General features: G+C 63.3%; 24 protein-coding genes. 19 read left to right on the top strand and 5 right to left on the bottom strand.

The window, feature by feature from the left end; all coding sequences use genetic code 11:
• Window positions 1-67: 67 nt before the first annotated feature.
• Window positions 68-391, top strand: a complete 324-nt coding sequence (locus tag dqs_RS11430; protein ID WP_065340537.1) for a hypothetical protein — start codon at window positions 68-70, stop codon at window positions 389-391.
• A gap of 13 nt (window positions 392-404) precedes the next feature.
• Here dqs_RS11430 and murJ read toward each other — a convergent pair whose 3' ends face one another.
• A complete protein-coding gene (gene murJ, locus dqs_RS11425; RefSeq protein ID WP_065340536.1) occupies window positions 405-1,943 on the bottom strand; it encodes a murein biosynthesis integral membrane protein MurJ in 1,539 nt (512 codons plus the stop codon).
• 153 nt (window positions 1,944-2,096) lie between these two features.
• Here murJ and rpsT point away from each other — a divergent pair, with 153 nt between their 5' ends.
• Complete coding sequence (gene rpsT / locus dqs_RS11420; protein WP_011765921.1) at window positions 2,097-2,363, top strand: 30S ribosomal protein S20; 267 nt, start codon at window positions 2,097-2,099, stop codon at window positions 2,361-2,363.
• Window positions 2,364-2,493: 130 nt separating this feature from the next.
• Here the strand turns inward: rpsT and dqs_RS11415 are convergent, their stop codons facing one another.
• A complete protein-coding gene (locus tag dqs_RS11415) occupies window positions 2,494-2,778 on the bottom strand; it encodes a DUF3579 domain-containing protein (RefSeq protein ID WP_011765920.1) in 285 nt (94 codons plus the stop codon).
• Window positions 2,779-3,017: 239 nt separating this feature from the next.
• On the opposite strand from dqs_RS11415, the gene dqs_RS11410 reads away from it, so the two are divergent.
• The 17 genes from dqs_RS11410 to dqs_RS11330 all read left to right on the top strand — a co-directional run bounded on the left by dqs_RS11410 (window position 3,018) and on the right by dqs_RS11330 (window position 18,115).
• Window positions 3,018-4,208, top strand: coding sequence for an aspartate aminotransferase family protein (locus tag dqs_RS11410; protein WP_011765919.1), 1,191 nt, complete (start codon window positions 3,018-3,020; stop codon window positions 4,206-4,208).
• A complete protein-coding gene (gene argF / locus dqs_RS11405) occupies window positions 4,208-5,143 on the top strand; it encodes an ornithine carbamoyltransferase (protein ID WP_011765918.1) in 936 nt (311 codons plus the stop codon). Before dqs_RS11410 ends, argF begins: the two co-directional genes overlap by 1 nt.
• A 62-nt stretch (window positions 5,144-5,205) precedes the next feature.
• Complete coding sequence (locus tag dqs_RS11400) at window positions 5,206-6,435, top strand: argininosuccinate synthase (RefSeq protein WP_011765917.1); 1,230 nt, start codon at window positions 5,206-5,208, stop codon at window positions 6,433-6,435.
• A 12-nt stretch (window positions 6,436-6,447) separates the two neighbouring features.
• Complete coding sequence (locus dqs_RS11395) at window positions 6,448-6,675, top strand: DUF2788 domain-containing protein (RefSeq protein ID WP_011765916.1); 228 nt, start codon at window positions 6,448-6,450, stop codon at window positions 6,673-6,675.
• Between the two features lie 15 nt (window positions 6,676-6,690).
• Window positions 6,691-7,014 (top strand): pyrimidine/purine nucleoside phosphorylase, encoded by a 324-nt coding sequence (gene ppnP, locus dqs_RS11390; protein WP_065340535.1) that lies wholly within the window; start codon window positions 6,691-6,693, stop codon window positions 7,012-7,014.
• 18 nt (window positions 7,015-7,032) lie between these two features.
• Window positions 7,033-7,518 carry a YajQ family cyclic di-GMP-binding protein gene (locus tag dqs_RS11385; RefSeq protein ID WP_011765914.1) on the top strand — a complete coding sequence of 162 codons (486 nt, stop codon included), beginning with the start codon at window positions 7,033-7,035 and terminating at the stop codon, window positions 7,516-7,518.
• 20 nt (window positions 7,519-7,538) lie between these two features.
• The gene (locus dqs_RS11380; protein ID WP_011765913.1) at window positions 7,539-7,733 is read left to right on the top strand and encodes a YjfB family protein; all 195 of its coding nucleotides are present in this window, start codon (window positions 7,539-7,541) and stop codon (window positions 7,731-7,733) included.
• A gap of 116 nt (window positions 7,734-7,849) precedes the next feature.
• Window positions 7,850-8,500 (top strand): retropepsin-like aspartic protease family protein, encoded by a 651-nt coding sequence (locus dqs_RS11375; RefSeq protein ID WP_065340534.1) that lies wholly within the window; start codon window positions 7,850-7,852, stop codon window positions 8,498-8,500.
• A gap of 107 nt (window positions 8,501-8,607) precedes the next feature.
• A complete protein-coding gene (locus tag dqs_RS11370) occupies window positions 8,608-9,021 on the top strand; it encodes a type IV pilin protein (protein ID WP_084018452.1) in 414 nt (137 codons plus the stop codon).
• A gap of 2 nt (window positions 9,022-9,023) precedes the next feature.
• The gene (locus dqs_RS11365) at window positions 9,024-9,527 is read left to right on the top strand and encodes a GspH/FimT family pseudopilin (protein ID WP_084018449.1); all 504 of its coding nucleotides are present in this window, start codon (window positions 9,024-9,026) and stop codon (window positions 9,525-9,527) included.
• Between the two features lie 47 nt (window positions 9,528-9,574).
• Window positions 9,575-10,126, top strand: a complete 552-nt coding sequence (locus dqs_RS11360; protein WP_065341712.1) for a type IV pilus modification PilV family protein — start codon at window positions 9,575-9,577, stop codon at window positions 10,124-10,126.
• Window positions 10,127-10,133: 7 nt separating this feature from the next.
• Complete coding sequence (locus dqs_RS11355; protein ID WP_065340532.1) at window positions 10,134-11,162, top strand: PilW family protein; 1,029 nt, start codon at window positions 10,134-10,136, stop codon at window positions 11,160-11,162.
• Window positions 11,162-11,752, top strand: coding sequence for a hypothetical protein (locus dqs_RS11350; RefSeq protein ID WP_065340531.1), 591 nt, complete (start codon window positions 11,162-11,164; stop codon window positions 11,750-11,752). The genes dqs_RS11355 and dqs_RS11350 overlap by 1 nt, the downstream gene beginning before the upstream one ends.
• 11 nt (window positions 11,753-11,763) lie before the next feature.
• A complete protein-coding gene (locus dqs_RS11345) occupies window positions 11,764-15,138 on the top strand; it encodes a pilus assembly protein (protein WP_065340530.1) in 3,375 nt (1,124 codons plus the stop codon).
• Between the two features lie 120 nt (window positions 15,139-15,258).
• Window positions 15,259-15,882, top strand: a complete 624-nt coding sequence (locus tag dqs_RS11340) for a CoA pyrophosphatase (protein WP_418202056.1) — start codon at window positions 15,259-15,261, stop codon at window positions 15,880-15,882.
• 104 nt (window positions 15,883-15,986) lie between these two features.
• Window positions 15,987-16,913, top strand: a complete 927-nt coding sequence (locus dqs_RS11335; protein ID WP_065340528.1) for a CobD/CbiB family protein — start codon at window positions 15,987-15,989, stop codon at window positions 16,911-16,913.
• A 20-nt stretch (window positions 16,914-16,933) separates the two neighbouring features.
• Entirely contained in the window at window positions 16,934-18,115 is a 1,182-nt protein-coding gene (locus tag dqs_RS11330) for an acetyl-CoA C-acyltransferase family protein (protein WP_011765903.1), read from the top strand.
• Between the two features lie 87 nt (window positions 18,116-18,202).
• Here dqs_RS11330 and dqs_RS11325 read toward each other — a convergent pair whose 3' ends face one another.
• The 3 genes from dqs_RS11325 to dqs_RS11315 form a co-directional block, all read right to left on the bottom strand.
• A complete protein-coding gene (locus tag dqs_RS11325; RefSeq protein WP_011765902.1) occupies window positions 18,203-19,831 on the bottom strand; it encodes a HAMP domain-containing methyl-accepting chemotaxis protein in 1,629 nt (542 codons plus the stop codon).
• A gap of 105 nt (window positions 19,832-19,936) precedes the next feature.
• Window positions 19,937-20,353, bottom strand: coding sequence for a peptide-methionine (R)-S-oxide reductase MsrB (msrB, locus tag dqs_RS11320; RefSeq protein WP_065340527.1), 417 nt, complete (start codon window positions 20,351-20,353; stop codon window positions 19,937-19,939).
• 26 nt (window positions 20,354-20,379) lie between these two features.
• Window positions 20,380-21,549 (bottom strand): DUF2863 family protein, encoded by a 1,170-nt coding sequence (locus dqs_RS11315; protein WP_065341711.1) that lies wholly within the window; start codon window positions 21,547-21,549, stop codon window positions 20,380-20,382.
• Between the last annotated feature and the right edge of the window lie 18 nt (window positions 21,550-21,567).

Here is a 21,567-nt window from a genome sequence, read left to right as displayed (position 1 = left end):
GCCGCAAAAACCGGACCCGGGCACCACAGACTTGGGACGGTGCGGCAAGCAAGGAGGAGGGAAATCAATGGGAAACATCGCCACGTGGCTGGATCTGGCCATCGCTTCTGCTCGCCCTGCTGATTACAGGGTGCGCATTCACAACATCGACCGGCCGGGCCGGGGCAGCTGCTACGCACTCAGCGTCAATAACCGCTGGCTTCACACCGGAGCCGGGGAGTTGACCCTGTTCCACGGCATCGGGACTGCGCTCCATTTTCTCAAGACCGCAGGCGTCGGCGAGTTCGAGCCGGGCCGCGCCGTGCCGGAATCAACCAGTTGCGGAAACGGCAACTGCTTCTGCCTGGACAAGCAGCGTCGACTCGCGCAGTGCGCTCACCGTCCGCGTTGAGATCGGGCCAAGCCTAGGCGGCGCCGCGGCGCCGGAAGTCGCGCATGCGAAAGCCGAGCGCGAAGAGGGCGCCGAAGTAGGCCGCCATGCCGACACCGACGACGATCGAAAGACGTACGACGCGTTCGAGGCCGTGTCCGGACAGCCACCAGGTGTCCGGACCTGCCGCGAACCACAGGACGGTGCCCATGATCGTGAGCGCGGCGAGGACTTTGAGCGCGAAGATGCGCCACCCAGGTTGCGGCTGGTAGATAGCGCGCCGGCGCAAGCCCCGGTATAGCAGCGCGGCGTTGATGCACGACGCGAGCCCGATCGCGAGCGCCAGGCCGGCGTGCTGGAGCGGCTGGATGAAAGCGAGATTCATCGCCTGGGTCGAGGCCAGCGTGATCAGCGCGATCTTCACCGGCGTGCGGATGTCCTGCCGCGCATAAAAGCCAGGCGCCAGCACCTTCACGAGAATGAGCCCGGTCAGCCCCACGCTGTATGCCACCAGCGCGTCCCGCGTGTGGAGCGCGTCGGTGGCGCTGAACGCACCGTAGTGAAACAGCGTGGTGACCAGCGGAACGGCAAGCAGCGCAAGGCCGAGGGCGGCCGGCAGGGTCAGCAGCAGCGTCAGGCGCAGGCCCCAGTCTAGCAACGAAGAGAACTCCTCGCCCCGCCCGTCGGCGTGAAGCTTGGCCAGGCTGGGCAGCAGAATGGTGCCCAGCGCCACGCCAAGTAGTCCTGACGGAAACTCCATCAGCCGGTCCGCGTAATAGAGCCAGGAGACGCTGCCGCTTTGCAGGAAGGATGCAAAGATGGTGTTGATCAGAAGCGAAAGCTGGCTGACCGATACCCCTAGGATGGCTGGCCCCATCAGCTTCAGGATGCGCCGCACGCCCGGGTTGGAGGGGTCGAAATCGAACCGGGGAAGCATGCCGATCCGGGCCAGCGGGCGAACCTGGAGCGCAAGCTGGAGTATGCCTCCGATGAACACCGCCCACGCGAGGACAAGCACCGGCGGGTCGAAATAGGGTGCAGCGAACAGCGCCATGCCGATGAAGGAGAGGTTCAACAATACCGGCGTGAATGCGGGGATGGCGAACCGGCTCCACGTGTTGAGGATGCCCCCGGCGAGCGCGACGAGCGACATGAAGAGGATGTAGGGAAAGGTAATCCGCGTCAGTTCTACCGTGAGGGCGAATTTCTCCGGCTCGTCGATGAAGCCGGGGGCGGATATCTGGATGATCAGCGGCGCGCCGACGATGCCGAGCAGGGCGACGAAGGCGACGACAAGCCCGAGCAGGGTGGCGACCTTGTCGATCAGACGGCGGGTTTCTTCCGGCCCCTGTTTATTACGGTATTCGGCCAGGATGGGTACGAAGGCTTGTGAAAACGCGCCTTCGGCGAACATCCGGCGCAGGAGGTTGGGGAGCCTGAACGCGACGAAGAACGCGTCGGTGGCAAGCCCGGCGCCGAAGGCGCGTGCCACGACGAAGTCGCGCACGAAGCCGAGGATGCGGGAGAGCAGCGTCATGCCGCTGACGGTGGCGAGGGCGCGGAGCAGGTTCATGGTCGCGGTTCTAACGAGGACCGCGAATGATAGCGGCGTGAGCCGCGCGCCGAAACGCGGGTTGGATCATCGCGGCATAAGCTTGTTGCCATCCGCGCCCTGGCTCGCTATACTCGCGAGCTTTACAGAACCACCTCTACGGGAAGCAAAGATATGGCCAATTCGGCACAAGCTCGCAAGCGCGCACGTCAGGCGACCAAGGCCCGCGCTCACAACGCCAGCCTTCGTTCGCGTCTGCGTACTGCGATCAAAGCTGTGCGCAAGGCTATCGTTGGTGGCGACAAGGCGGCTGCGCAAGCTGTCTTCCGTACCTCCATGAGCACCATCGACAGCGTCGCCGACAAGAAGATCATTCACAAGAACAAGGCTGCTCGTCACAAGAGCCGCCTGTCGGCTGCAGTGAAGGCCATGGCGGCCTGATTGCGGTTCAACCCCTTCGGGGGTTGGCAAAAAAACGGCGACTGCAGGTCGCCGTTTTTTTTGCTCGTCTTGGGGTGTGCGGGCCTCGTGGAGGAGGCGCGGTTTGCTTGCTGAGCCGCGGGTCGCCGCTTCAGTCGTCCTGAATGGGCTCCATCTGCAGTTCGTTGTCGTTGGCGAAGTTGATCAGAAACTTGTAGGCGAGGGGTTCGATGTCGTAGAGGCGGGCATTGACCACGACGGTTTTATCGCCCTTCAATGTGCATCCGGGTCGCACATAGGGCGAGTAGGTCATCCGGTGGTCGGATCCGAATGCCGACATCACGCCGCACAGCCGATCGGCCCAATCGCTGGGGCGGAATTTCTTTCCGCTTGTGGTGACCCCGATGATGACGAAGCTCTCGATCTTTTGGTTCATGTGTCACGCCATGACGGCTACAGGGGCGCGAGTCGTTCTTGGGTATCGCAAACGCCGCGCAAAACGGCGGGCATTCTATCAGAAACCCTGACTCCCTTGCAGTTGCTAGCTCGGTTTCTCCGGGTGCCGCAGGGGCGCGGCTATACAGTTCTCCCCCTTTCGCTTAACATTCCCGCTTTATTTTTCACGGCGGCGCGTGCCGCCGTGCGCATTTCTGGTTCACCTGATCGGGGTTTCCCATGTCCCACGTCATGAACACCTACGCCCGGCTTCCCGTCGCATTCGAGCGCGGCGAAGGGGTCTGGCTGTACGACGATGCCGGTAAGCGGTACCTCGACGCACTTTCCGGCATTGCGGTATCCACGCTCGGTCACAACCACCCGCGGCTCGTCCGGGCGATTGCCGAGCAGGCAGCCGCGGTGCTGCATACCTCCAATCTGTACCGCATTCCTTTGCAGGAAAAGCTGGCGGACCGCCTGGGTGCGATCTCCGGCATGGACGAGGTTTTCTTCTGCAACTCCGGTTGCGAGGCCAACGAAGCCGCGATCAAGCTCGCCCGTTTCTACGGGCACAAACGCGGCGTCGCGCAGCCCACCATCATCGTGATGGAGAACGCCTTTCACGGCCGTACGCTGGCGACGCTGTCGGCCACGGGCAATCGCAAGGCGCAGGCCGGTTTCGAACCGCTGGTGTCGGGCTTCATCCGCGTGCCTTATCGCGACATCCAGGCGATTCGTCAGGTGGCGGAGCACAACCAGGACGTGGTTGCGGTCATGCTGGAGATGATCCAGGGCGAGGGCGGCATCAATCTGGCCGAGGCCGGGTTCCAGCGCGAACTGCGCGAGTTGTGCGACGCGCGCGGATGGCTGTTGATTTGCGATGAGGTCCAGTGCGGAGTGGGGCGTACAGGGAAGTGGTTCGGCTGGCAGCATGCCGATGTCCGCCCTGACGTCGTGACGCTTGCCAAGGGGCTGGGCTCAGGGGTTCCGATTGGCGCCTGCCTGACGAGTGGGGCTGCCGCCGGGCTGTTCGGTCCGGGTAATCACGGTTCCACGTTCGGCGGAAATCCGCTCGCTTGCGCTGCCGCGCTGACCACGCTCGAAGTCATCGAGGAGTCCGGTCTGATGGCCCAGGCCGAGGCCGTGGGTGAAACCATCTGCTCAGGGTTGCGCGAGGCGCTTGCGGGGTGCGAAGGCGTTGTGGAGATACGTGGCCGCGGCTTGATGATCGGTGTGGAACTCGACCGCCCGTGCGGAGCGCTGGTCACGAAGGCGCTCGAGAACGGTCTTCTGATCAATGTCACGGCCGAGCGGGTGGTGCGCCTGTTGCCCGCGCTCGTCTTCACCGCGGCCGACGCCCAAGCCCTCGTCGGCGCGCTGGCGCCGCTCATCCGCGACTTCCTGTCGCAGCAAGGAAAAGGTACTGCGTGATGAGTTCGCCCAGACACTATCTTCAGTTCAGCGATTTCACCGCTGCGGAGTACGACCACGTGTTCCAGCGGACGCGCTGGATCAAGGAAAAGTTCAAGCAGTATGAGCCGTATCACCCCCTGTTCGACCGCACGCTCGTCATGATCTTCGAGAAGGCGAGTACTCGTACCCGCCTCTCGTTCGAAGCCGGCATGCAGCAACTGGGCGGCTCCGCAATCTATCTGAATACGCGCGACTCCCAGCTGGGGCGCGGCGAGCCGGTGGAGGACGCCGCCCAGGTGATCTCCCGCATGAGCGACCTGGTGATGATCCGCACTTTCGAGCAGGACATCATCGAACGGTTCGCGGCCTATTCCCGGGTGCCGGTGATCAACGGCCTCACCAACGAATACCATCCCTGCCAGATCCTCGCGGATATCTACACCTTCATCGAGCACCGCGGCAGCATCAAGGGCAAGACGGTGGCCTGGGTGGGGGATTCGAACAACATGTGCAACACCTGGCTGCAGGCGGCCGAGGTGCTGGATTTCAAGGTGCGGGTGTCGACGCCGCCGGGATACGAGGTCGAACCGACCGACGCAGGTCTGCGCGGCACCGCTCACTTCGCCCAATTCTCCGATCCGCTCGAAGCCTGCCGCGGCGCCGATCTCGTCACCACCGACGTCTGGACCTCGATGGGTTTCGAGGCGGAGAACGAGGCGCGGATGAAGGCTTTCGCCGACTGGTGCGTCGACGCTGAAATGATGTCGGTCGCCGCGCCGGACGCGCTGTTCATGCACTGCCTGCCGGCTCACCGCGGCGAGGAAGTCACCGCGGAAGTGATCGACGGTCCGCAGTCGGTGGTATGGGATGAGGCCGAAAACCGCCTGCACGTGCAGAAGGCCCTGATGGAATATCTCGTTCTCGGTCGCGTCGGGGACGAAGAGTCGAACTAACGCGAATTGCTGCTAACCGCGGGCGAGCTGCAGTTTCGCCCGCAATCAGACTGGACATGACGATGAGCGACGTGAAGAAAGTAGTGTTGGCCTACTCGGGCGGCCTCGATACCTCGGTGATCCTGAAGTGGCTGCAGGATACCTATCAGTGTGAAGTGGTGACCTTTACGGCCGACCTCGGCCAGGGCGAGGAACTCGAGCCGGCGCGCCAGAAGGCACTCAAGTTCGGCATCAAGCCGGAGAACATCTTCATCGACGACCTGCGCGAGGAATTCGTCCGCGATTTCGTGTTCCCGATGTTCCGCGCCAACACGATCTACGAGGGCGAGTACCTCCTTGGCACCTCGATCGCCCGTCCGCTGATCGCCAAGCGTCAGATCGAGATCGCGCGCGCCACCGGCGCCGACGCCGTGTCGCACGGTGCCACCGGCAAGGGCAATGACCAGGTCCGCTTCGAACTCGGCTATTACGCGCTGATGCCCGGCGTCAAGGTGATCGCGCCGTGGCGCGAGTGGGACCTGCTGTCGCGCGAGAAACTGCTGGCGTACGCCGAGAAGCACGGCATTCCCATCGAGATGAAGCACAAGCAGGGCGGTTCGCCGTATTCGATGGACGCCAACCTGCTGCACATCTCCTTCGAAGGTCGCCATCTCGAAAACCCGGCGGCGGAAGCCGAAGAGTCGATGTGGCGCTGGACTGTGTCGCCGGAAGCAGCGCCCGATGCGGCGGAGTACGTCGATCTCGAGTTCGAGAAGGGCGATCTGGTCGCCATCAACGGTCAGCGCCTGAAGGCGCATGAACTCCTCGCCAAGCTCAACGAGCTGGGTGGCAAGCACGGTATCGGTCGCCTGGATCTGGTGGAAAACCGCTACGTCGGCATGAAGTCGCGCGGTTGCTACGAAACGCCGGGAGGCACGATCCTGCTGCGCGCCCACCGCGCCATCGAATCGATCACGCTGGACCGCGAGGTTGCCCACCTCAAGGACGACCTCATGCCGCGCTACGCCAGCATGATCTACAACGGCTACTGGTGGAGCCCGGAGCGCCAGGCACTGCAGGCGCTGGTCGATCACACGCAGCAGACGGTTAACGGCTGGGTGCGCATCAAGCTCTACAAGGGCAACGTCATCGTCGTTGCGCGCGACTCCAAGACCGATTCGCTGTTCGATCCGACGATTGCCACCTTCGAGGACGATCAGGGCGCCTACAACCAGAAGGACGCGCACGGTTTCATCCGCCTCAACGCGCTGCGCATGCGCATTGCTGCCAACGCGAAGACCAAGCGGGGTTAAGGAGCCGCCGACATGGAAGACCCGCTGATCTTCGGGCTGACGATTGCCGAGTTCGAGGATATCTCGCTCAAGGTCTGCTTCACGGCGCTGATCCTGTACATGCTGTTCATCATTGGCAACCTGGCCAAGGAATCCAAGGCCGGCAGATACGGTACGGTGTGGATGTTCATCGCACTCGGACTGGGTTTTGTCGGCTTCGTGGCCAAGGGATTCATCCAGAAGTTCATGGGTATCGAATAAGGAAAGCACAGCTCCATGGGTATTACCGAAAAGCTCGACGGCGTTGCCGTCACCACCAAGGCCAACGTCTATTTCGATGGCAAGTGCGTCAGCCACTCCGTCCGTTTCGCCGACGGTACGGGCAAGTCCGTCGGCGTGATCCTGCCGTCCACCCTGACCTTCAATACCGGCGCGCCGGAAGTGATGGAGGGTGTGGCCGGATCCTGCCGCGTCCGCCTGAAAGGCGAGACCACGTGGAACACCTATGGGGCCGGCGAGTCCTATCAGGTGCCGGGCAACTCGAGCTTCGACATTGAAGTCGTCGGCGAGCCCTATCACTACATCTGCCACTTCGGCTGAACGACCGGACGTCATACCATGCCCTCGTTCGATATCACCTCGGAAGTCGATGAGCCCTCGCTGCGCAACTCGGTTGATGTCGCCAACAGCAAGATCGCCGGGCGTCACGACTTCAAGGGCACGAGCGCAAATGTGGAGCTGAAGGAAAAGCTGATGACGCTGTATGGCGACAGCGATTTCCAGCTCGACCAGATGAAGGCGATCCTCCTGCCCGAAATGACCAAGAAGAAGGTCGACGTCCGCTGCCTGGAATACGGCGACGTCCAGAAGGTCAGCGGCAACAAGGTGAAGCAGGAAGTAAAGGTCCGTGTGGGTGTCGATCAGGATCTTGCGAAGAAAATCGTCAAGCTGCTCAAGGACAGCAAGCTCAAGGTCCAGGCGGCAATCCAGGGCGACGCTGTTCGTGTTTCCGGCGCAAAGCGTGACGTGTTGCAGGAAGCGATCGCACTGGTGAAGAAGCAGATCACAGACTTTCCGCTACAGTTCGGTAACTTTAGGGACTGACGGATCACAGAGGGAGGCGCATGGACGTTTCTTCGATTGCCGCGGCGGCCAGCGCCAACTCCATGGCGCGCGTTCAGCAGCAGGTCTCCCTTGTGGTGCTGAAGCAGGCGCTCGATCTGCAGGAACAGAGCGCCCTGCAGCTTCTTGAGGCGCTTCCGGCGCCGGCGCCGTCTCCGGTGGGCTCGGTGGGCGGGGTGATCGACACCTACGCCTGACCTGATTCCCAGTCCATCAAGCACGGCATTCCCGCCCCGGACCGGGGTGGCGCCGGCTTGATCTTGTTCCGACGACAACAAACCATCGCCCGCCAGGCGCTTGATCTGGAATCCCGATGCGCAACCTCGCCCGTCTTCCGGCATTCCTGCTGCTCGCAAACTTGGTGCTACCCGCGCAAGCCACCGAAGTGCAGCTTGGCGGCGTTATCGGCAATCGTGCGGTTCTCATCGTGAACGGCGGCGGGCCGCAAACTATATCCGCCGGCGCGACAACCCGTGAGGGCGTCAAGCTGTTGTCGGTCACGGGCGACGAGGCCACGGTGGATGTGGAAGGGCGGCGCACCCGGCTGCGTCTGGGTGAGCAACCCGTGTCGATCGGTGGGGCCGGCGGTGGGAGCGGGTCGGAGGTTCGTCTGTCCGCCGATACGCGCGGACACTTCGGGGCCTCCACGCTGATCAACGGCAGCCGCCACACGGCGATCGTCGATACCGGGGCCACCTACGTTTCCCTCAGTACCGACGCCGCCAAGCGGGCCGGTATCAACTATCGCGCCGGGGCTCCAGGCGTCACGACAACGGCCAATGGTCAGGTTCGGGTCTGGAACGTCCGCCTGGATACCGTACAGGTGGGCGATCTCGTCCTTCACGGCGTCGATGCGGTCGTGCTGGACTCGTCGCTTCCGGTCGTCCTGCTCGGCATGAGCTTTCTCAATCGCACCGAGATGCGGCGGGAAGGCAATACCTTGCTTCTGCGCAAGACCTTCTAGTTCCCGTTCGCCTCCTTCGGTCCCGCGCCCTGTGCCGTTCGTCCCGCCTGGCTGGCGGCCTCCGTGGCGCTTAGCAATCATTCATCGTGACCAGACAGGATTTCGTCATGACCATGTCCTTCGTACCGCGTCCGCACGCGCTCGCCCGTCGCCGGGGCGGTTTTTCGTTGATCGAACTGATGATCGTTGTTGCGATCATCGGCCTCCTGGCGAGTATTGCGTGGCCGAACTATCAGGAATACATCCGCAAGACCAACCGTGCGGCGGCGAAGTCCTTTCTCACCGAGGTCATGCAGCGGCAGCAGCAGTATTTGCTCGACACCCGGGGCTATGCTGATGACCTGAGTACGCTGGGAATGACCGTGCCGGACGATGTCAGTAAGAACTACACGATCACTGATCCGTTCGACGTGGATGCCTCCCCCCCCGCAGTGACGGTTACCGCGGTCGCTATCGGAAGTCAGGCCGTGGACGGCGACCTGTCCATCAGCACAACCGGTGCAACCACGGGGCGGTGGTAAGCATGGCCGCCGCCCGCATGCCGCGCCGTCCGCCGGGGACAGCCCGCTATGCCCGGTTCCCGTTGCGGAAAGTCGGCGGTTTTTCCTTAGTCGAAATGGTGGTGGTGGTGGCCCTCGTCGGCATCATCCTCGGTTTCGCTGTTCCCGCAGTTCAAACCATGATGGCGGGGCAGCGCGTCAAGAATGCCGCCAGCGAGCTGTACGAGTCGCTCATCTTCGCCCGTAGCGAGGCCATCAAGCGCGGCGAAAGCGTGGCGTTCAATACCATTGGCTTCGCGAGTGGATGGACCATCGAGGTGACCAGCTCCGGCACCACATTGCGAGAGCAGGCCGCCTTCGACAACGTCAGCTTTTCGCCGTCCGATGCGGACATCTCCTTCAATCGACTGGGGCGTCTCGCGAGTGCGGTCGAGATCGAAATTTCGCGCACGGACAGTGGCAACACGCGTTGCATTCAGATCGAGGCTTCCGGGAAGCCGAAAGTGATCAATGGAGCGTGCCCATGACCGGCAGCTGTTTCCACCGGCGTGGCCGAGGGCAGGCCGGCGTCGGCATGATCGAAGTCATGGTGACGATCGTGATTCTCGTCGTGGGTCTGCTGGGTGTTGCGGGCTTGCAGATGAAGTCACAGTCGGCCGAGATGGAGGCTTATCAGCGAGCCATGGCTGTGGCCTTTGTGCAGGACATGACCTCCCGCATCGCAGCCGGCCGCGGCCACATGGCCGACTACGTAACCTATGCCGGCGCTTCCAGCGCCCCCACGGTATATGGCACGGGCGATGCAACGGATTGCGACGACGCAACCGGCGCCTTGCTTGAAATCTGTGAATGGAGCGAGGCAATGCGCGGGGGGGCGGAAACGACCGACGCCGGGGTTTCCATTGCGGCGCCGATTGGTATGCGAGGCTGCATTCTCGCTGTCGATGCGGAGGTGCCCGGCGCGTTGCAGGAGTTTTTCGTTGTCGGCGTATGGCAGGGGCTGACGCCGACGGCCGATCCGCCCGATGACACGCCTGGAGCCTTGTGCGCCAGCGATGTGGAGTTCGGTGCAGGTCTCCGGCGCAGTTTCGCTACCCGTATTCTTGTGCCCGACATTACGGGATGAGTGCGCGATGAATAACGCCCGATCCGTCCGGTCCCTTCAGGCCGGTATCACGCTGGTCGAACTTCTGATTGCGATGGTCCTGGGGCTCATCGTGCTGGGCGCGATGTCCACCCTGTTCATCACCAATACCCAGACGCGACGGGAAATCGACAATGTCGTGCAGCAACTCGAAAATGGCCGGTACGCGATTCGACTGCTGCGGGACGAACTCCAGGTCGCCGGGTTCCTGGGAGAATTCACCTCGCCGTCCGGGATCGCCGACCTTTCGCCCTGCGATGAAACCTTGGCTAATTGGGACGACGCTCTCGAGTTGGCCGTGACTGGCAGCAATAACGCTGCAGCAGCGGCCGCGTTCTCTTGCCTCACGAGTCTGGGGACGGGCGTCAATAGCGAAGGGGCAACGGGTGCCATATTCGTTCAGCGCGCCTCGACGCAGTGCACCACCTGTTGCACCATCGACGGCCCCTGCAATACGGCAGTCGCCAACTTCGCGGCCAACCTGGCGTACTTTCAGACGGCACTTTGTCAGGAAGATCTCGACGGCGGAAACTACTTCGTTCTCGCCCAGCGTGGAACGGGGGCCAACCCGGGGCCCTTCCTGCGTCAGGCGAAGAACTGCGACACCTCGGACCGAGGGCCGATTCGCCCCTTCCTCAGAAAGATTTTTTACGTCAGTGAGAACGCAACGCTGAACGTCCTCACCGTCCAGCCTGGGGTCGAGCCGTCTGCCGACAACGTGGAAGTGCTGGTGGAAGGTATCGAGGACATCCAGTTCGAATTCGGCGTGGATACCAATGGCGACGGGGCACCCGACGAGTTCCGCGATGCGCCGTCTTCGGCCGCGGAATGGGCGGATGTCATGGGGGTGAAGGTTTGGATACTGGCCCGCGCGCCCGAAACCACGCGTGGCTACAAGGATGAGAAGACCTACACCCTCGGTGCCAAAACGTCCGGGCCTTTCAACGACGAATACAAGCGCCACGTGTTCTCCACTTACGTCGAATTCACCACGCCCGCGGGCCGGAGGGGTGCGTGATGGATAAACGTCCCCTTCATATTCGCAACCAAGGCGGCGCAGTACTGCTGGTCGGCCTGGTGATGCTGGTCCTTATTACGTTGCTCGCGCTTGCTGCGGCCAGGCTGGTGTCCACCAACCTTCGGATCGCCACTAATGAGCAGGCAGTGACGGAAGCCGAATCGGTTGCCAATTACCAGCTCGACGTGGAACTCAATAGCGCTGAGTTCATTGGAGCAACCGCGTCGACCGTCACCATGGCGGCGCCCTCGACCACGGTGGTAGGTGGCACGAGTACGGCAAATTATTCAGTGGCGCTGACGGCCCCTCGTTGCATCCGCTATCGCTATCTGAAAAAAAGCGAGCTCGTCAATCCGACGACCAACGCCGTGAGTACGGAAAATCTGGCGTGCTTTGGCGGTGGGTCCGGCTCGGGTGTGACGATCGTTTCGGCTGCCGCAATGAATGACAACTCGCTGTGCGCGACCTCATTGTGGGAAATGGGCGCTACTGCCAGCGCTGGCGACAGCGGTGTCAGAACAACGATAAACCAGGGCATCGAAGTGAAGATCGACTTCGCTGAAGCCGAAGACGCATGCGACGAAGACTGAGCGAGGAAAGCATGAAAAACGTCAACAAGCGCCTCCTCTGGATGGCCATGCTGCTTGCACTCCCGCCACTTGGCCGGGCCGAGGATATCGACATCTACACCACCGGCAGCACGAGCAGCTCGGCGCCGAACGTATTGCTTTATCTGGATAACTCGTCCAACTGGGCGGCGAACAATCAGGCCTGGGACAAGGCGACCGTGCTCGCCAAATGCGGCACGGACACCGTCTGCCAGGGCTACGTCAACACCGTTTTCTCCACCAACAGCAGTCTCAAACAAGGTCAGGTGGAGGCGAGGGCGCTGAAGCTCGTGTTGCAGGAGCTGATCTGCACGAGCAATCCGGCGCTCCAGAACGTCAATCTGGGCTTGATGGTCGCTAACGACGCGGGCACCGTAGACAGCAATTCGGTGGTCACGGGCTATATCCGCCGCGCGGTGCGTCCGCTTTCGATGACCGCGGTGCCCCCCGCGACGACATCGACTTGTGCGGATTTCATCGCCGACCTTGACACCATCTACAACGACATCACCAATCCCGCGTTCAAGGCTGCGTCGTCGCTGGAGTACGGCGCTGCGCTGTTCGAGGTGTTCAAGTACTTTGGCGGTTACGCGAACACGAACGGTATCGAAGCGACCGTTGGGGGGGCGGATCCAAAGGCGAAGGGTTTTGGTCCGATCCGATACTCCAAGCCCATTAGCTACGAGGACGTCAACGCGTTTACGACAGCGTCGAAAACGACTTACAAGAGTCCTATCGCCGAGGGACAGTGTGGCCGCAATTATCTGGTGATGGTGGGGAACAAGTTTCCCAACCAGGAATGGGGGACGGACCAGAATGCAAACCCTGCCACCAATACGGTGATGAGCTATATCGGTCTTGCTCCGAGCCAGCTTTATTCGGTCGCGCAGAAGTCAAGCATCCGCATGGCAGACGAATGGGCGGCTTTCCTTGCACGTACCGATGTCAGTTCAGTTTCCGGATTCCAGCCGGTCAATACCTTCGCGATCAACGTCTACAACTCGCAACCGGATGCTGCACAGGCAGCTCTGCTCGACAGCATTGCGCGGAACGGTGGGACGGGCCGCAATGGCGCTTTCACTGTGGGTGGCGACCTCAAAGCCCTGGTCGAAGCGTTCAAACGCATCTTCACACAGATCGCCGCGGTCAATAGCGCCTTTGCATCCGCCTCGCTGCCGATCTCGGTGAATTCGCAGGGCACCTACCTCAACCAGATCTACATCGGGATGTTCCGCCCGGACGGCAATTCGCTGCCCCGCTGGGCGGGCAATCTCAAGCAGTATCAGTTTGCGTTGAGCGGCTCCGGATCGGCGCAAACCCTGTACATGGCGGACGCAGATGGTGAGCCTGCGATCGACAACGCCGAAACCGGCTTCCTGCTCGATTGCGCCCGAAGCTTCTGGACCACCGATTCCGGCACCTATTGGCAATCGGTAACGAACACCCCCGCCAGTGCCTGTACGACAACTGCAAACAATTATTCGATCTATTCGGACAGGCCGGATGGAAAGATCGTCGAGAAGGGTGGGGTGGCGCAACGCATCCGTTCCATTGCCTCTGTCTCGAACAGGGCGATTGCCACCTGCGCTGCAGCCCCTGCTAACTGCACGAGCGCCACAGCGTTCTCGGTCGGGACAAGCGATCAGAAGAAGTGGATCCGCGGCGACAACGTCGGTGAGTACGTGCTCGGTGATGAGGTGCTGGAACTGACGGACTACGGCAAGGGTGCGAGCGTAGTGCGGCCGACGGTGCATGGTGACGTTGTGCATTCGCGCCCGCTCGCCCTCAGCTATTCCGACGGAAACGGCGGTGAGAACGTCGTGGTCTTCTACGGCGCAAACGACGGCCTGTTCCGTGCCATCAACGGTAACAAGACCGGCGGTGGCAGCGAGCTGTGGGCGTTCATGGCGCCGGAGTTCGAGAGCAAGCTCACGCGTCTGAGGGCAAATGACCCGCCAGTAAAATACGCCGGCAACCTTTTGAGTACCGCCACACCCAAGGACTATTTCTTCGATGGCGCGATCGGTGCCTACGTTGGTCCATCCAGTGGCGACGGCACAGGAAGCACCGTGACTTACCTGTACCCGTCCATGCGTCGCGGCGGCAACATGATCTACGCGTTCAACGCCACGACCTACCCGGGGACGTCCGCACCGACACCGATGTGGCGTTTCGGCTGCGACTACACCAACGCCGCCAGCCCGGCCTGCGTGGGCACCAGTTCGGATCAGCTTGGCCAGACCTGGTCCGCGCCGCGGGTGATCCGGGTGCGGGGCCAGACCGATCTGTTCACCATCTTCGGGGGCGGCTACGACACCTGCGAAGACTCTGAGACCACCACGGCGCTTCGCAATTGCACCACCACGTCGAAGGGGCGCGGCATCTTCGTCGTCAATGCCACGACCGGGGCGCTGGTCCGCTACATCGACCTGGGCACCAGCGCGGGCCGCGTGGTGGCCGACCTCGTTCCGGTTGACGTCAATCGCGACGGCTTTACCGACGTGATCTACGCCGCCGATACCTCGGGCAACGTCTGGCGGATCAACACGTCGTCCCCCGGCGCTTACAACACCGGTCTTGCCGCTGCCTCGTGGTCGGTCACCCATCTCGCCCAACTCGGGGACTGGAGTTCCAAGTCTTCCAACAACCGCAAGTTCATGTACGCGCCTGACGTAGTCCAGTTCGGCAACTACAACATCGTGCTGATCGGGTCGGGTGACCGCGAAAAGCCGCTGCGCACGTCCGGCACCGCGACCTTGCGCAACCGGTTCTACGGCTTGTGGGACAACTTCGCGCTGACCGGGAATGCATGGACCACCATCGATGACCGCACTCCTTGCGATACGCCGGACGATGCGACGGTTGCGACCGGTTGTCATCTGCTCGACACCACCAACACGAGCTTGACGAGCGAATACGCCACGCTCTTCAACGATCCTCTGCTGCGCCCGCGCGGCTGGGTCATCGACCTCGATGCACGGACGACTGCGGGGCCCAACGAACAGGTGGTGACCACCCCCGCTACGGTGGGCGGCCTGGTCAACTTCTCCACCTTCCAGGCGACGAAGGCGAGCGAAGAAGCGTGCTCGAACATGGGAACGGCGCGAGGCTACGCAGCGTGCTTCCTGCATGGCGGGGCGACCTGCGACCCTGACGAAACCGTGGTGAATCGTTCATCGGAATTCGTCGGCGGCGGCATCCCGCCCAGCCCGGTTACCGGCATCGTGGAAGTGGATGGCAAGGCTGTGCCGTTTATCATTGGCGGAAAGCCCGACAGCGCCGGCGGTTCGCCGCTCGAAGGCTCCAAGCCGAAGATCCCGATCAAGAAGGACCGCAAGAAGGTCTACCGCTACAAGGTGGTCGACTGAATCAGTAGCTGAAGGCGCGGCCAGCCGGCCGCACGACCTTCTTCACGGCGGCTCTGTCCTGTATCCGGGCAGGGCCGCATCGCTTTGACCTCCGATTCATCGAGAGAGCCGGAAACGACCGTGATCAAGCCAGATGTCGGGTTTGCGGAACAGTTGAGACAACGCCTCGCCAGGCAGCGGGAACACACGCACGGCTCGTCCGGTGGAGATTGGCCCGAGCTTGCCGCGCAGTCCGTCGCCGGCCGTCCGCCGCGACCCGCGGCGGTGTTGGTGCCGCTGGTCGAGCGCGAGGACGTGCTGTCCGTTCTGCTGACCCGCCGTACCGACCACCTGCATCATCACCCGGGGCAGATCAGCTTTCCTGGCGGACGGGTGGAGGCCGGTGATGCCGGGCCGCAGGACACCGCCTTGCGTGAAACCGAGGAGGAAATCGGCCTCGACAGGCGGCATGTCGAATTGCTTGGCAGCTTGCCCGACTACTACACCGGCACCGGATTTCGGGTGACTCCCATGGTGGGACTGGTCCGTCCGCCGTTCGAACTGACGCTCGACGCCTTCGAGGTGGCCGAGGTGTTCGAGGTCCCGCTGGCGCACTTCCTCGATCCGCTCAACCACCAGCGTCACAGCATGGAGGTCGAAGGGCGAACCCGGCGCTTCTATGCCATGCCCTACGGCGACTACTACATCTGGGGCGCGACCGCCGGAATGCTGCGCTCGCTGTACGAACTGTTGCAGGATCTCTGAGCATAGCGGCGCCCGCTCGGGCGTCGGCACCTTTGTGGTATCTTCGGGGCAATGCTGCCGGGCAGCACCGAATCGTCATCTGCGCCTCCTCGCCTTCGTTCCGAATGACCCTCTTTTCGCTGATCTTTGCACTGCTCATCGAGCAGGTCCGCCCGCTTCCGGTCCAGCAGGTGGTCCAGTTGCCCTTGCGCCGCCTTTCGGCACTGCTTATCGAGCGCTTCAACGACGGTCAGGCCCGTCACGGCAAGGCAGTGTGGTGGCTTATCGTGCTGCTCGCCTCGCTGGGCAGCGCGGTGGCTTATTTCCTGTTGTGGCATCTGCATCCGCTGCTCGCCTTCGCATTCAACGTCGCGGTGCTGTACCTCACGCTGGGGTTCCGGCAGGAAAGCCATTTCTTTACCGATATCCACCTCGCGCTGAGGATGGGCGAACTCGACCGCGCGCGCGCGCTGCTGGCGGAGTGGCGCGGCGGGCAGTATCACGAGGCGAGCTCCAGTGAAGTCGCGCGGCTCGCGATCGAACAGGCACTCGTCGCCGCGCATCGCAATGTCTTCGGGGTCGCGTTCTGGTTCATCGTGCTGCCGGGGCCGAGCGGCGCGGTCATGTACCGGTTGGCGCGGTTCTTTGCCGACGAGTGGGGGCAACGCGCGGACATCGAGTTCGGGGATTTCGGCCGCTTTGCCAGCCGGGCCTTCGAGGTCATCGACTGGCTGCCGGCCCGCCTGACGGCTGCTTCATTTTCTGTCGTCGGCGACTTCGAGGATGCAGTGTATTGCTGGCGCACCCAGGCCATGCTTTGGCCCGACAAGGCGTCGGCTATACTCATTGCAAGTGGTGCCGGGGCGCTGGGCGTCAAGCTCGGCATGCCGGTCCACGAATCGGGCGAGATCGTAGAACGGCCCGAAATGGGCATCGGGGATGAGGCCGATGCCGACTACATGCAAAGCACTGTCGGGCTCGTTTGGCGGGCCCTCGTGGTGTGTCTGCTGATGCTTGCCCTGCTCGGCGTTGCCGGCTGGGTAGGCCGTTGATTCTCAAGGAGGGAGTGCAGATGGCAAGTCGTGAAGTTGTGGTTTTGAGCGCGGTGCGCTCGGCTGTTGGCGGCTTTGGCGGTTCGCTCAAGGACATGGAGCCGGCCGAACTCGGCGGCGTCGTGGTCAAGGAAGCGATCTCGCGCGCCGGCGTCGATCCGAAGCAGGTCACGTTCGCTACCGTGGGTAACTGCATCCCGACGGAGTCCCGCTATCCGTACGTGGCGCGTGTCGCCACCATCCAGGGCGGCATGTCGATGGAGTCGGTCGCTTTCGCGGTCAACCGGCTGTGTGGCTCGGCGCAGCAGGCCATCGTCAACTCCGCCCAGGCCATTCTGCTCGGCGACGCCGATTACGCTGTGGGCGGCGGGGTCGAAGTCATGTCCCGCGGTGCGTACCTGATGCCGGCGCTGCGCAACGGCGCCCGCATGGGCGACACCAAGGCCATCGACGCCATGGTGGCGGTGCTGACCGATCCGTTCGGTGTTGGCCACATGGGCATTACCGCTGAAAATCTGGCTGCCAAGTGGGGCATCAGCCGCGAAGAGCAGGACGCTTTCGCGCTCGAGTCGCAGCGCCGCGCCGCCGAGGCCATCGCCGACGGCCGCTTCAAGGGCCAGATCGTTCCGATCACCTTCGAAACCCGCAAGGGGCCCGTGGTGTTCGATACCGACGAGCATCCGCGCGCGACCACGATGGAAGCGCTCGCGAAGATGAAGCCGGCGTTCAAGAAGGATGGCAGCGTCACCGCGGGCAACGCCTCGGGCATCAACGATGCGGCCGCTTTCCTGGTGCTGGCCGACGCCGCGAAGGCTTCCGCCGCTGGCCACAAGCCGATGGCGCGCCTGGTGTCCTATGCAATCGCCGGTGTTCCCAACGACCTGATGGGCGAAGGCCCGATCCCGTCGTCCAAGCTGGCCCTGCAGCGCGCGGGCCTGACGCTGGACAAGATCGACCTGATCGAATCCAACGAGGCGTTTGCCGCGCAGTCCCTGACCGTGGCGAAGGGGCTGGAACTCGACCCGGCAAAGACCAACCCCAATGGCGGCGCCATCGCGCTCGGCCACCCGGTTGGCGCGACCGGCGCGGTCATCATCACCAAGCTGCTGCACGAACTGCAGCGCACGGGCGGCCGTTACGGCATGGCGACGATGTGTATTGGCGGTGGCCAGGGCATCACCACGATCTGGGAACGCATCTGATCGCTGCATCAGCGTCGTAAGCAAAAGGCCCGCGAAAGCGGGCCTTTTTTTGTCCACTCGCGGACGTAAGCCGCGCGTATCCGAGCGCTACAGGTGGAAACGCCGGACCGTTTCGACCATGTTGCCTGCCACACTGTTGAGCGTTTGCGCGGAGTGAAGCGCCTGCGCGGTTGCGGACTCGGTCTCCGCCGCATGGCTGCTGATCTCCTCCACCTGCTTGGCGACCTCCGCCGACGCGGTGGCTTGCTCGCGCAGGGCGTTGTCGACCTCGCCGACCAGGTCCGCGACGCGCCGTGCGATGTCCTGCAGCGCGCCTATGGTTTCGCCGGCGAGGCGCGCATGGCCCACGCTGTTCGTCACGGCCGCAACCCCTTCGTCGATGCCGGCAACGGCCTGGCGGGTCGAGTCCTGGATTTCGTTGACCATGCCGGTGATCTCGCCCGTGGAGTGAGAGGTCCGCTCCGACAGCTTGCGGACCTCGTCTGCGACGACGGCGAAGCCGCGTCCGTGCTCGCCTGCGCGGGCGGCCTCGATCGCGGCGTTGAGGGCGAGCAGATTGGTCTGCTCGGCAATCTCCTTGATGACCTGGACGATGTTGGAAATCTTCTGCGACGCGCTTTCCAGTCCGCCGATTCGTTGTGATGCCACGGTGACCACTTCGGAGACGCGGTTGATCTCCTCGATCAGCTTGTCCACCGTGGAACGTCCCTCACGCGCCTGGCGGTCGGAGTCCTGGGCCAGTCGGCTGGCGTCACCGGTGTTTTCGGAAACATGCTTGATCGACACCGTGAGTTCTTCCACCGTGGCGGCGATCGACGATGAGGCTGAGCCCTGCAGGGCGACGTTGCGCTGCATGCTGGCGACGCCGTCACCGAGTTCGCGCGCTGTCGCCGAGAGTTCGCTGGCGTTCTCGCTGGTCTGTTTCAGGGTGGAATGCAGTGCGTCCTGCATGTTGGCCATTGCGCGCACGAGTTGTCCGACCTCGTCGCGGCTCGCGGCGGGGAGGGGCGTCCGCAGGTCGCCCTTGGCAATCCTGCCCGCCGCATCCACCACCGAGCGCAGTTGAAGCCCCATGCGCCGGGCCATCAGCCACGAGGTGAGGGCCGCGACGACGACGCCGATGATGAGCGCTGCGATGCCGTAGGTTTTCGCGGCGCGGGTGGTTGCCTGCGCGTTTGCGCCGTCCGCGGCGGCGCCCTCCACATTGAGCTTGGTCAGGGCCGCAAGCGCGTCGCGCAACTGGTCCGCTTCCTTCACCCATTCAGTCCGTCGCAGGTTTTGCGCACCTTCTTCGTCACCCGCCTGTACCAACGCCACCGCCTTAGCCACCGACTGGCGGTACTGCTCGGCAAAGCGGGCCACGTCGTCGAGCAACTTCTGCTCTTCCGGCGAGGCGACCAGGGGGCGGTAGTCGGCGATCGACTGCGTCACGCTCGACTCCAGCGATCCGAGCGACGCGCCGAGTTTTGTCCGGTCCTCCGCTGTGCCGGGCAGCAGGTATTCGAGGCTGCGCACGCGATAGCGCAAACGCTCCCGGCTCATCTTTTCCACCTGGACGATGGACGGGAGCCAGTTGCGCGTGATGTGCTCGGTATCGGCGCTCATGCGGTCGATCTGCCACAGACAGACCACGATGGCGACGACGAAGACGCCGCCGGAAACGGCGAAATTGACGATGAGTTTCGCTTGTAGGCTCAGGTTGTCCAGCCACTGCATGCCTGTCTCCGCGTTGTGATTGTGGAATGCTGCGCCGTCTTGCCAGCCTCGGCGGGCACTGCATTGCGTGATGTAACGGCAGGCGGGCGGTCAGCTTGAGGACAATCAGGCCCCGGTGTCGCTGTCCGTTTCGGGGACGTGTTCGATCGAGGCGGAGTTGATGCAGTAGCGCAGTCCGGTGGGTTGGGGACCGTCTTCGAACACATGACCGAGATGTGCACCGCATTGGTGGCACAGCACCTCGGTGCGGTGCATGAAGTGGCTGAAATCCTCAGCGGTTTCAACGTTTTCCGGTTCGGCCGCGGTCCAGAAGCTCGGCCATCCGCAGCCGGCGTCGAACTTGTGCGCTGCGTCGAACAGCGGAGCGCCGCAGCACGCGCAGTTGTAGGCGCCTTTGGTCCAGGTGTTCCAGTACTTGCCGGTGAACGCGCGCTCGGTGCCCTTTTCGCGGGTGACGTGGTACTGCTCGGGCGTCAGTGCCTGGCGCCACTCGGCATCGGGCTTTTCGATCTTGCGCTTCATGGCGGTTCTCCTGTCCGGCGTCGTCGTCAGTGAAGGTGACGCGGCATCTGCTCGGCGTGCTCTTCCGGCATCTCGGCGTGGGCGACTTCGCCGTCCGGTGCCGGGTAGAGCGGCGCGCCGCAATCGTCGCAGTACTCAAGCGGAAAACGATGGTCCAGCACGCGGATGTCGGTGACCCCGCATTCGCGCAGGACGGCGTCGATCTGCGAGATCACGTCGGTCTGGTCGTCCTCGGCCCCGAGCAGCGGCCACACTACACCGTGAATCACGTCGTCGCGCTCGCGCAACGTGAAACCGATGCGGTACTCCTCCAGCTGGCTTTCCCAGAACGGCGCGATCACCGCCCGCAGGTTGGTGGCGGGGGTGTCGAGCGCCGTGCCCAGGAAAGCCACCGAGGCTCTTACGGAGTAGGGGCGGCTGGCGGTATCGGCGGCACGGCTGGCAGCGAAATAGGCTTCCGGGAGCACGACGTCCACCGCGCAACCCGGCAGCAGCGGAGCCAGGCAGGCGCCGCCTTGCAGGCGCCACTGCGTCAGCGCCTGGTCGCGGCTGCTGTCGCGCTCCTGCCAACGGAAGATCGGTTCGCCCCGTGGCACAGCGACAGCAGCGAGGAGATAGCGCGTATCCGACAGGAACTGCGCGGTTTCGGGCATGCCTTCGGTTTCGATATGAAGATCGTGGTTCTCGAGCGCGGCGGCGCCGAGCTGGGCGGCGAATTCGGCGGTGGCGCAGTAGCCCTGCGGCAACTGGTCGGGGCTGAAGAGGAAGTCGGCGAGAGCCAGCCGGGCGTTGCCGGCGAGCACGTGGGCCTGCAGGTGAACGCGCAGGTTGGCAAGCACCGCGGCGGGCAGTGCCACGGTGGGGATGCGGTAGCGCGACCAGGCGAGGATAGGCGCGGCGATCAACAGCACGTCGTGCTTGTCGGAAAGGCGGGAGGCCGATTCGGCGCGCGACTCGATGAAGTCGGCGAGTTCGTCGTATCCGCCGGTGTCGCCGCTGAACAGGTGGTCGAGCGCGGCGTTGAGCACCTCTTCGTCGTGCTGCTGAAGCTGCACGTCGATCAGGCCGGTGAGTTCACGTTCCCAGAACTGGTCCTCGGCACGGGAGCCGGATTGCGACAGGCCGGTCGCGAGCCACGCGAGGTTTTCCGCCGCGCGGCCGAGGCCGCCGCGGCGCTTGAGGCGCGTACGTTTCATCGAATTCATTCCGTTGTG

It is taken from the genome of Azoarcus olearius (genome assembly GCF_001682385.1).
Taxonomy (GTDB): domain Bacteria; phylum Pseudomonadota; class Gammaproteobacteria; order Burkholderiales; family Rhodocyclaceae; genus Azoarcus; species Azoarcus olearius.
The sequence above is the reverse complement of the archived record's forward strand: the minus strand, read 5'-3'. Positions and strand labels throughout refer to the sequence as shown.

Bases quoted from the DNA above. Each gene is read 5' to 3' on its own strand.
- dqs_RS11430 (WP_065340537.1), top strand. From the start codon at position 68: ATGGGAAACATCGCCACGTGGCTGGATCTGGCCATCGCTTCTGCTCGC.
- murJ (WP_065340536.1), bottom strand. From the start codon at position 1,943: ATGAACCTGCTCCGCGCCCTCGCCACCGTCAGCGGCATGACGCTGCTC.
- rpsT (WP_011765921.1), top strand. From the start codon at position 2,097: ATGGCCAATTCGGCACAAGCTCGCAAGCGCGCACGTCAGGCGACCAAG.
- dqs_RS11415 (WP_011765920.1), bottom strand. From the start codon at position 2,778: ATGAACCAAAAGATCGAGAGCTTCGTCATCATCGGGGTCACCACAAGC.
- dqs_RS11410 (WP_011765919.1), top strand. From the start codon at position 3,018: ATGTCCCACGTCATGAACACCTACGCCCGGCTTCCCGTCGCATTCGAG.
- argF (WP_011765918.1), top strand. From the start codon at position 4,208: ATGAGTTCGCCCAGACACTATCTTCAGTTCAGCGATTTCACCGCTGCG.
- dqs_RS11400 (WP_011765917.1), top strand. From the start codon at position 5,206: ATGAGCGACGTGAAGAAAGTAGTGTTGGCCTACTCGGGCGGCCTCGAT.
- dqs_RS11395 (WP_011765916.1), top strand. From the start codon at position 6,448: ATGGAAGACCCGCTGATCTTCGGGCTGACGATTGCCGAGTTCGAGGAT.
- ppnP (WP_065340535.1), top strand. From the start codon at position 6,691: ATGGGTATTACCGAAAAGCTCGACGGCGTTGCCGTCACCACCAAGGCC.
- dqs_RS11385 (WP_011765914.1), top strand. From the start codon at position 7,033: ATGCCCTCGTTCGATATCACCTCGGAAGTCGATGAGCCCTCGCTGCGC.
- dqs_RS11380 (WP_011765913.1), top strand. From the start codon at position 7,539: ATGGACGTTTCTTCGATTGCCGCGGCGGCCAGCGCCAACTCCATGGCG.
- dqs_RS11375 (WP_065340534.1), top strand. From the start codon at position 7,850: ATGCGCAACCTCGCCCGTCTTCCGGCATTCCTGCTGCTCGCAAACTTG.
- dqs_RS11370 (WP_084018452.1), top strand. From the start codon at position 8,608: ATGACCATGTCCTTCGTACCGCGTCCGCACGCGCTCGCCCGTCGCCGG.
- dqs_RS11365 (WP_084018449.1), top strand. From the start codon at position 9,024: ATGGCCGCCGCCCGCATGCCGCGCCGTCCGCCGGGGACAGCCCGCTAT.
- dqs_RS11360 (WP_065341712.1), top strand. From the start codon at position 9,575: ATGATCGAAGTCATGGTGACGATCGTGATTCTCGTCGTGGGTCTGCTG.
- dqs_RS11355 (WP_065340532.1), top strand. From the start codon at position 10,134: ATGAATAACGCCCGATCCGTCCGGTCCCTTCAGGCCGGTATCACGCTG.
- dqs_RS11350 (WP_065340531.1), top strand. From the start codon at position 11,162: ATGGATAAACGTCCCCTTCATATTCGCAACCAAGGCGGCGCAGTACTG.
- dqs_RS11345 (WP_065340530.1), top strand. From the start codon at position 11,764: ATGAAAAACGTCAACAAGCGCCTCCTCTGGATGGCCATGCTGCTTGCA.
- dqs_RS11335 (WP_065340528.1), top strand. From the start codon at position 15,987: ATGACCCTCTTTTCGCTGATCTTTGCACTGCTCATCGAGCAGGTCCGC.
- dqs_RS11330 (WP_011765903.1), top strand. From the start codon at position 16,934: ATGGCAAGTCGTGAAGTTGTGGTTTTGAGCGCGGTGCGCTCGGCTGTT.
- dqs_RS11325 (WP_011765902.1), bottom strand. From the start codon at position 19,831: ATGCAGTGGCTGGACAACCTGAGCCTACAAGCGAAACTCATCGTCAAT.
- msrB (WP_065340527.1), bottom strand. From the start codon at position 20,353: ATGAAGCGCAAGATCGAAAAGCCCGATGCCGAGTGGCGCCAGGCACTG.
- dqs_RS11315 (WP_065341711.1), bottom strand. From the start codon at position 21,549: ATGAAACGTACGCGCCTCAAGCGCCGCGGCGGCCTCGGCCGCGCGGCG.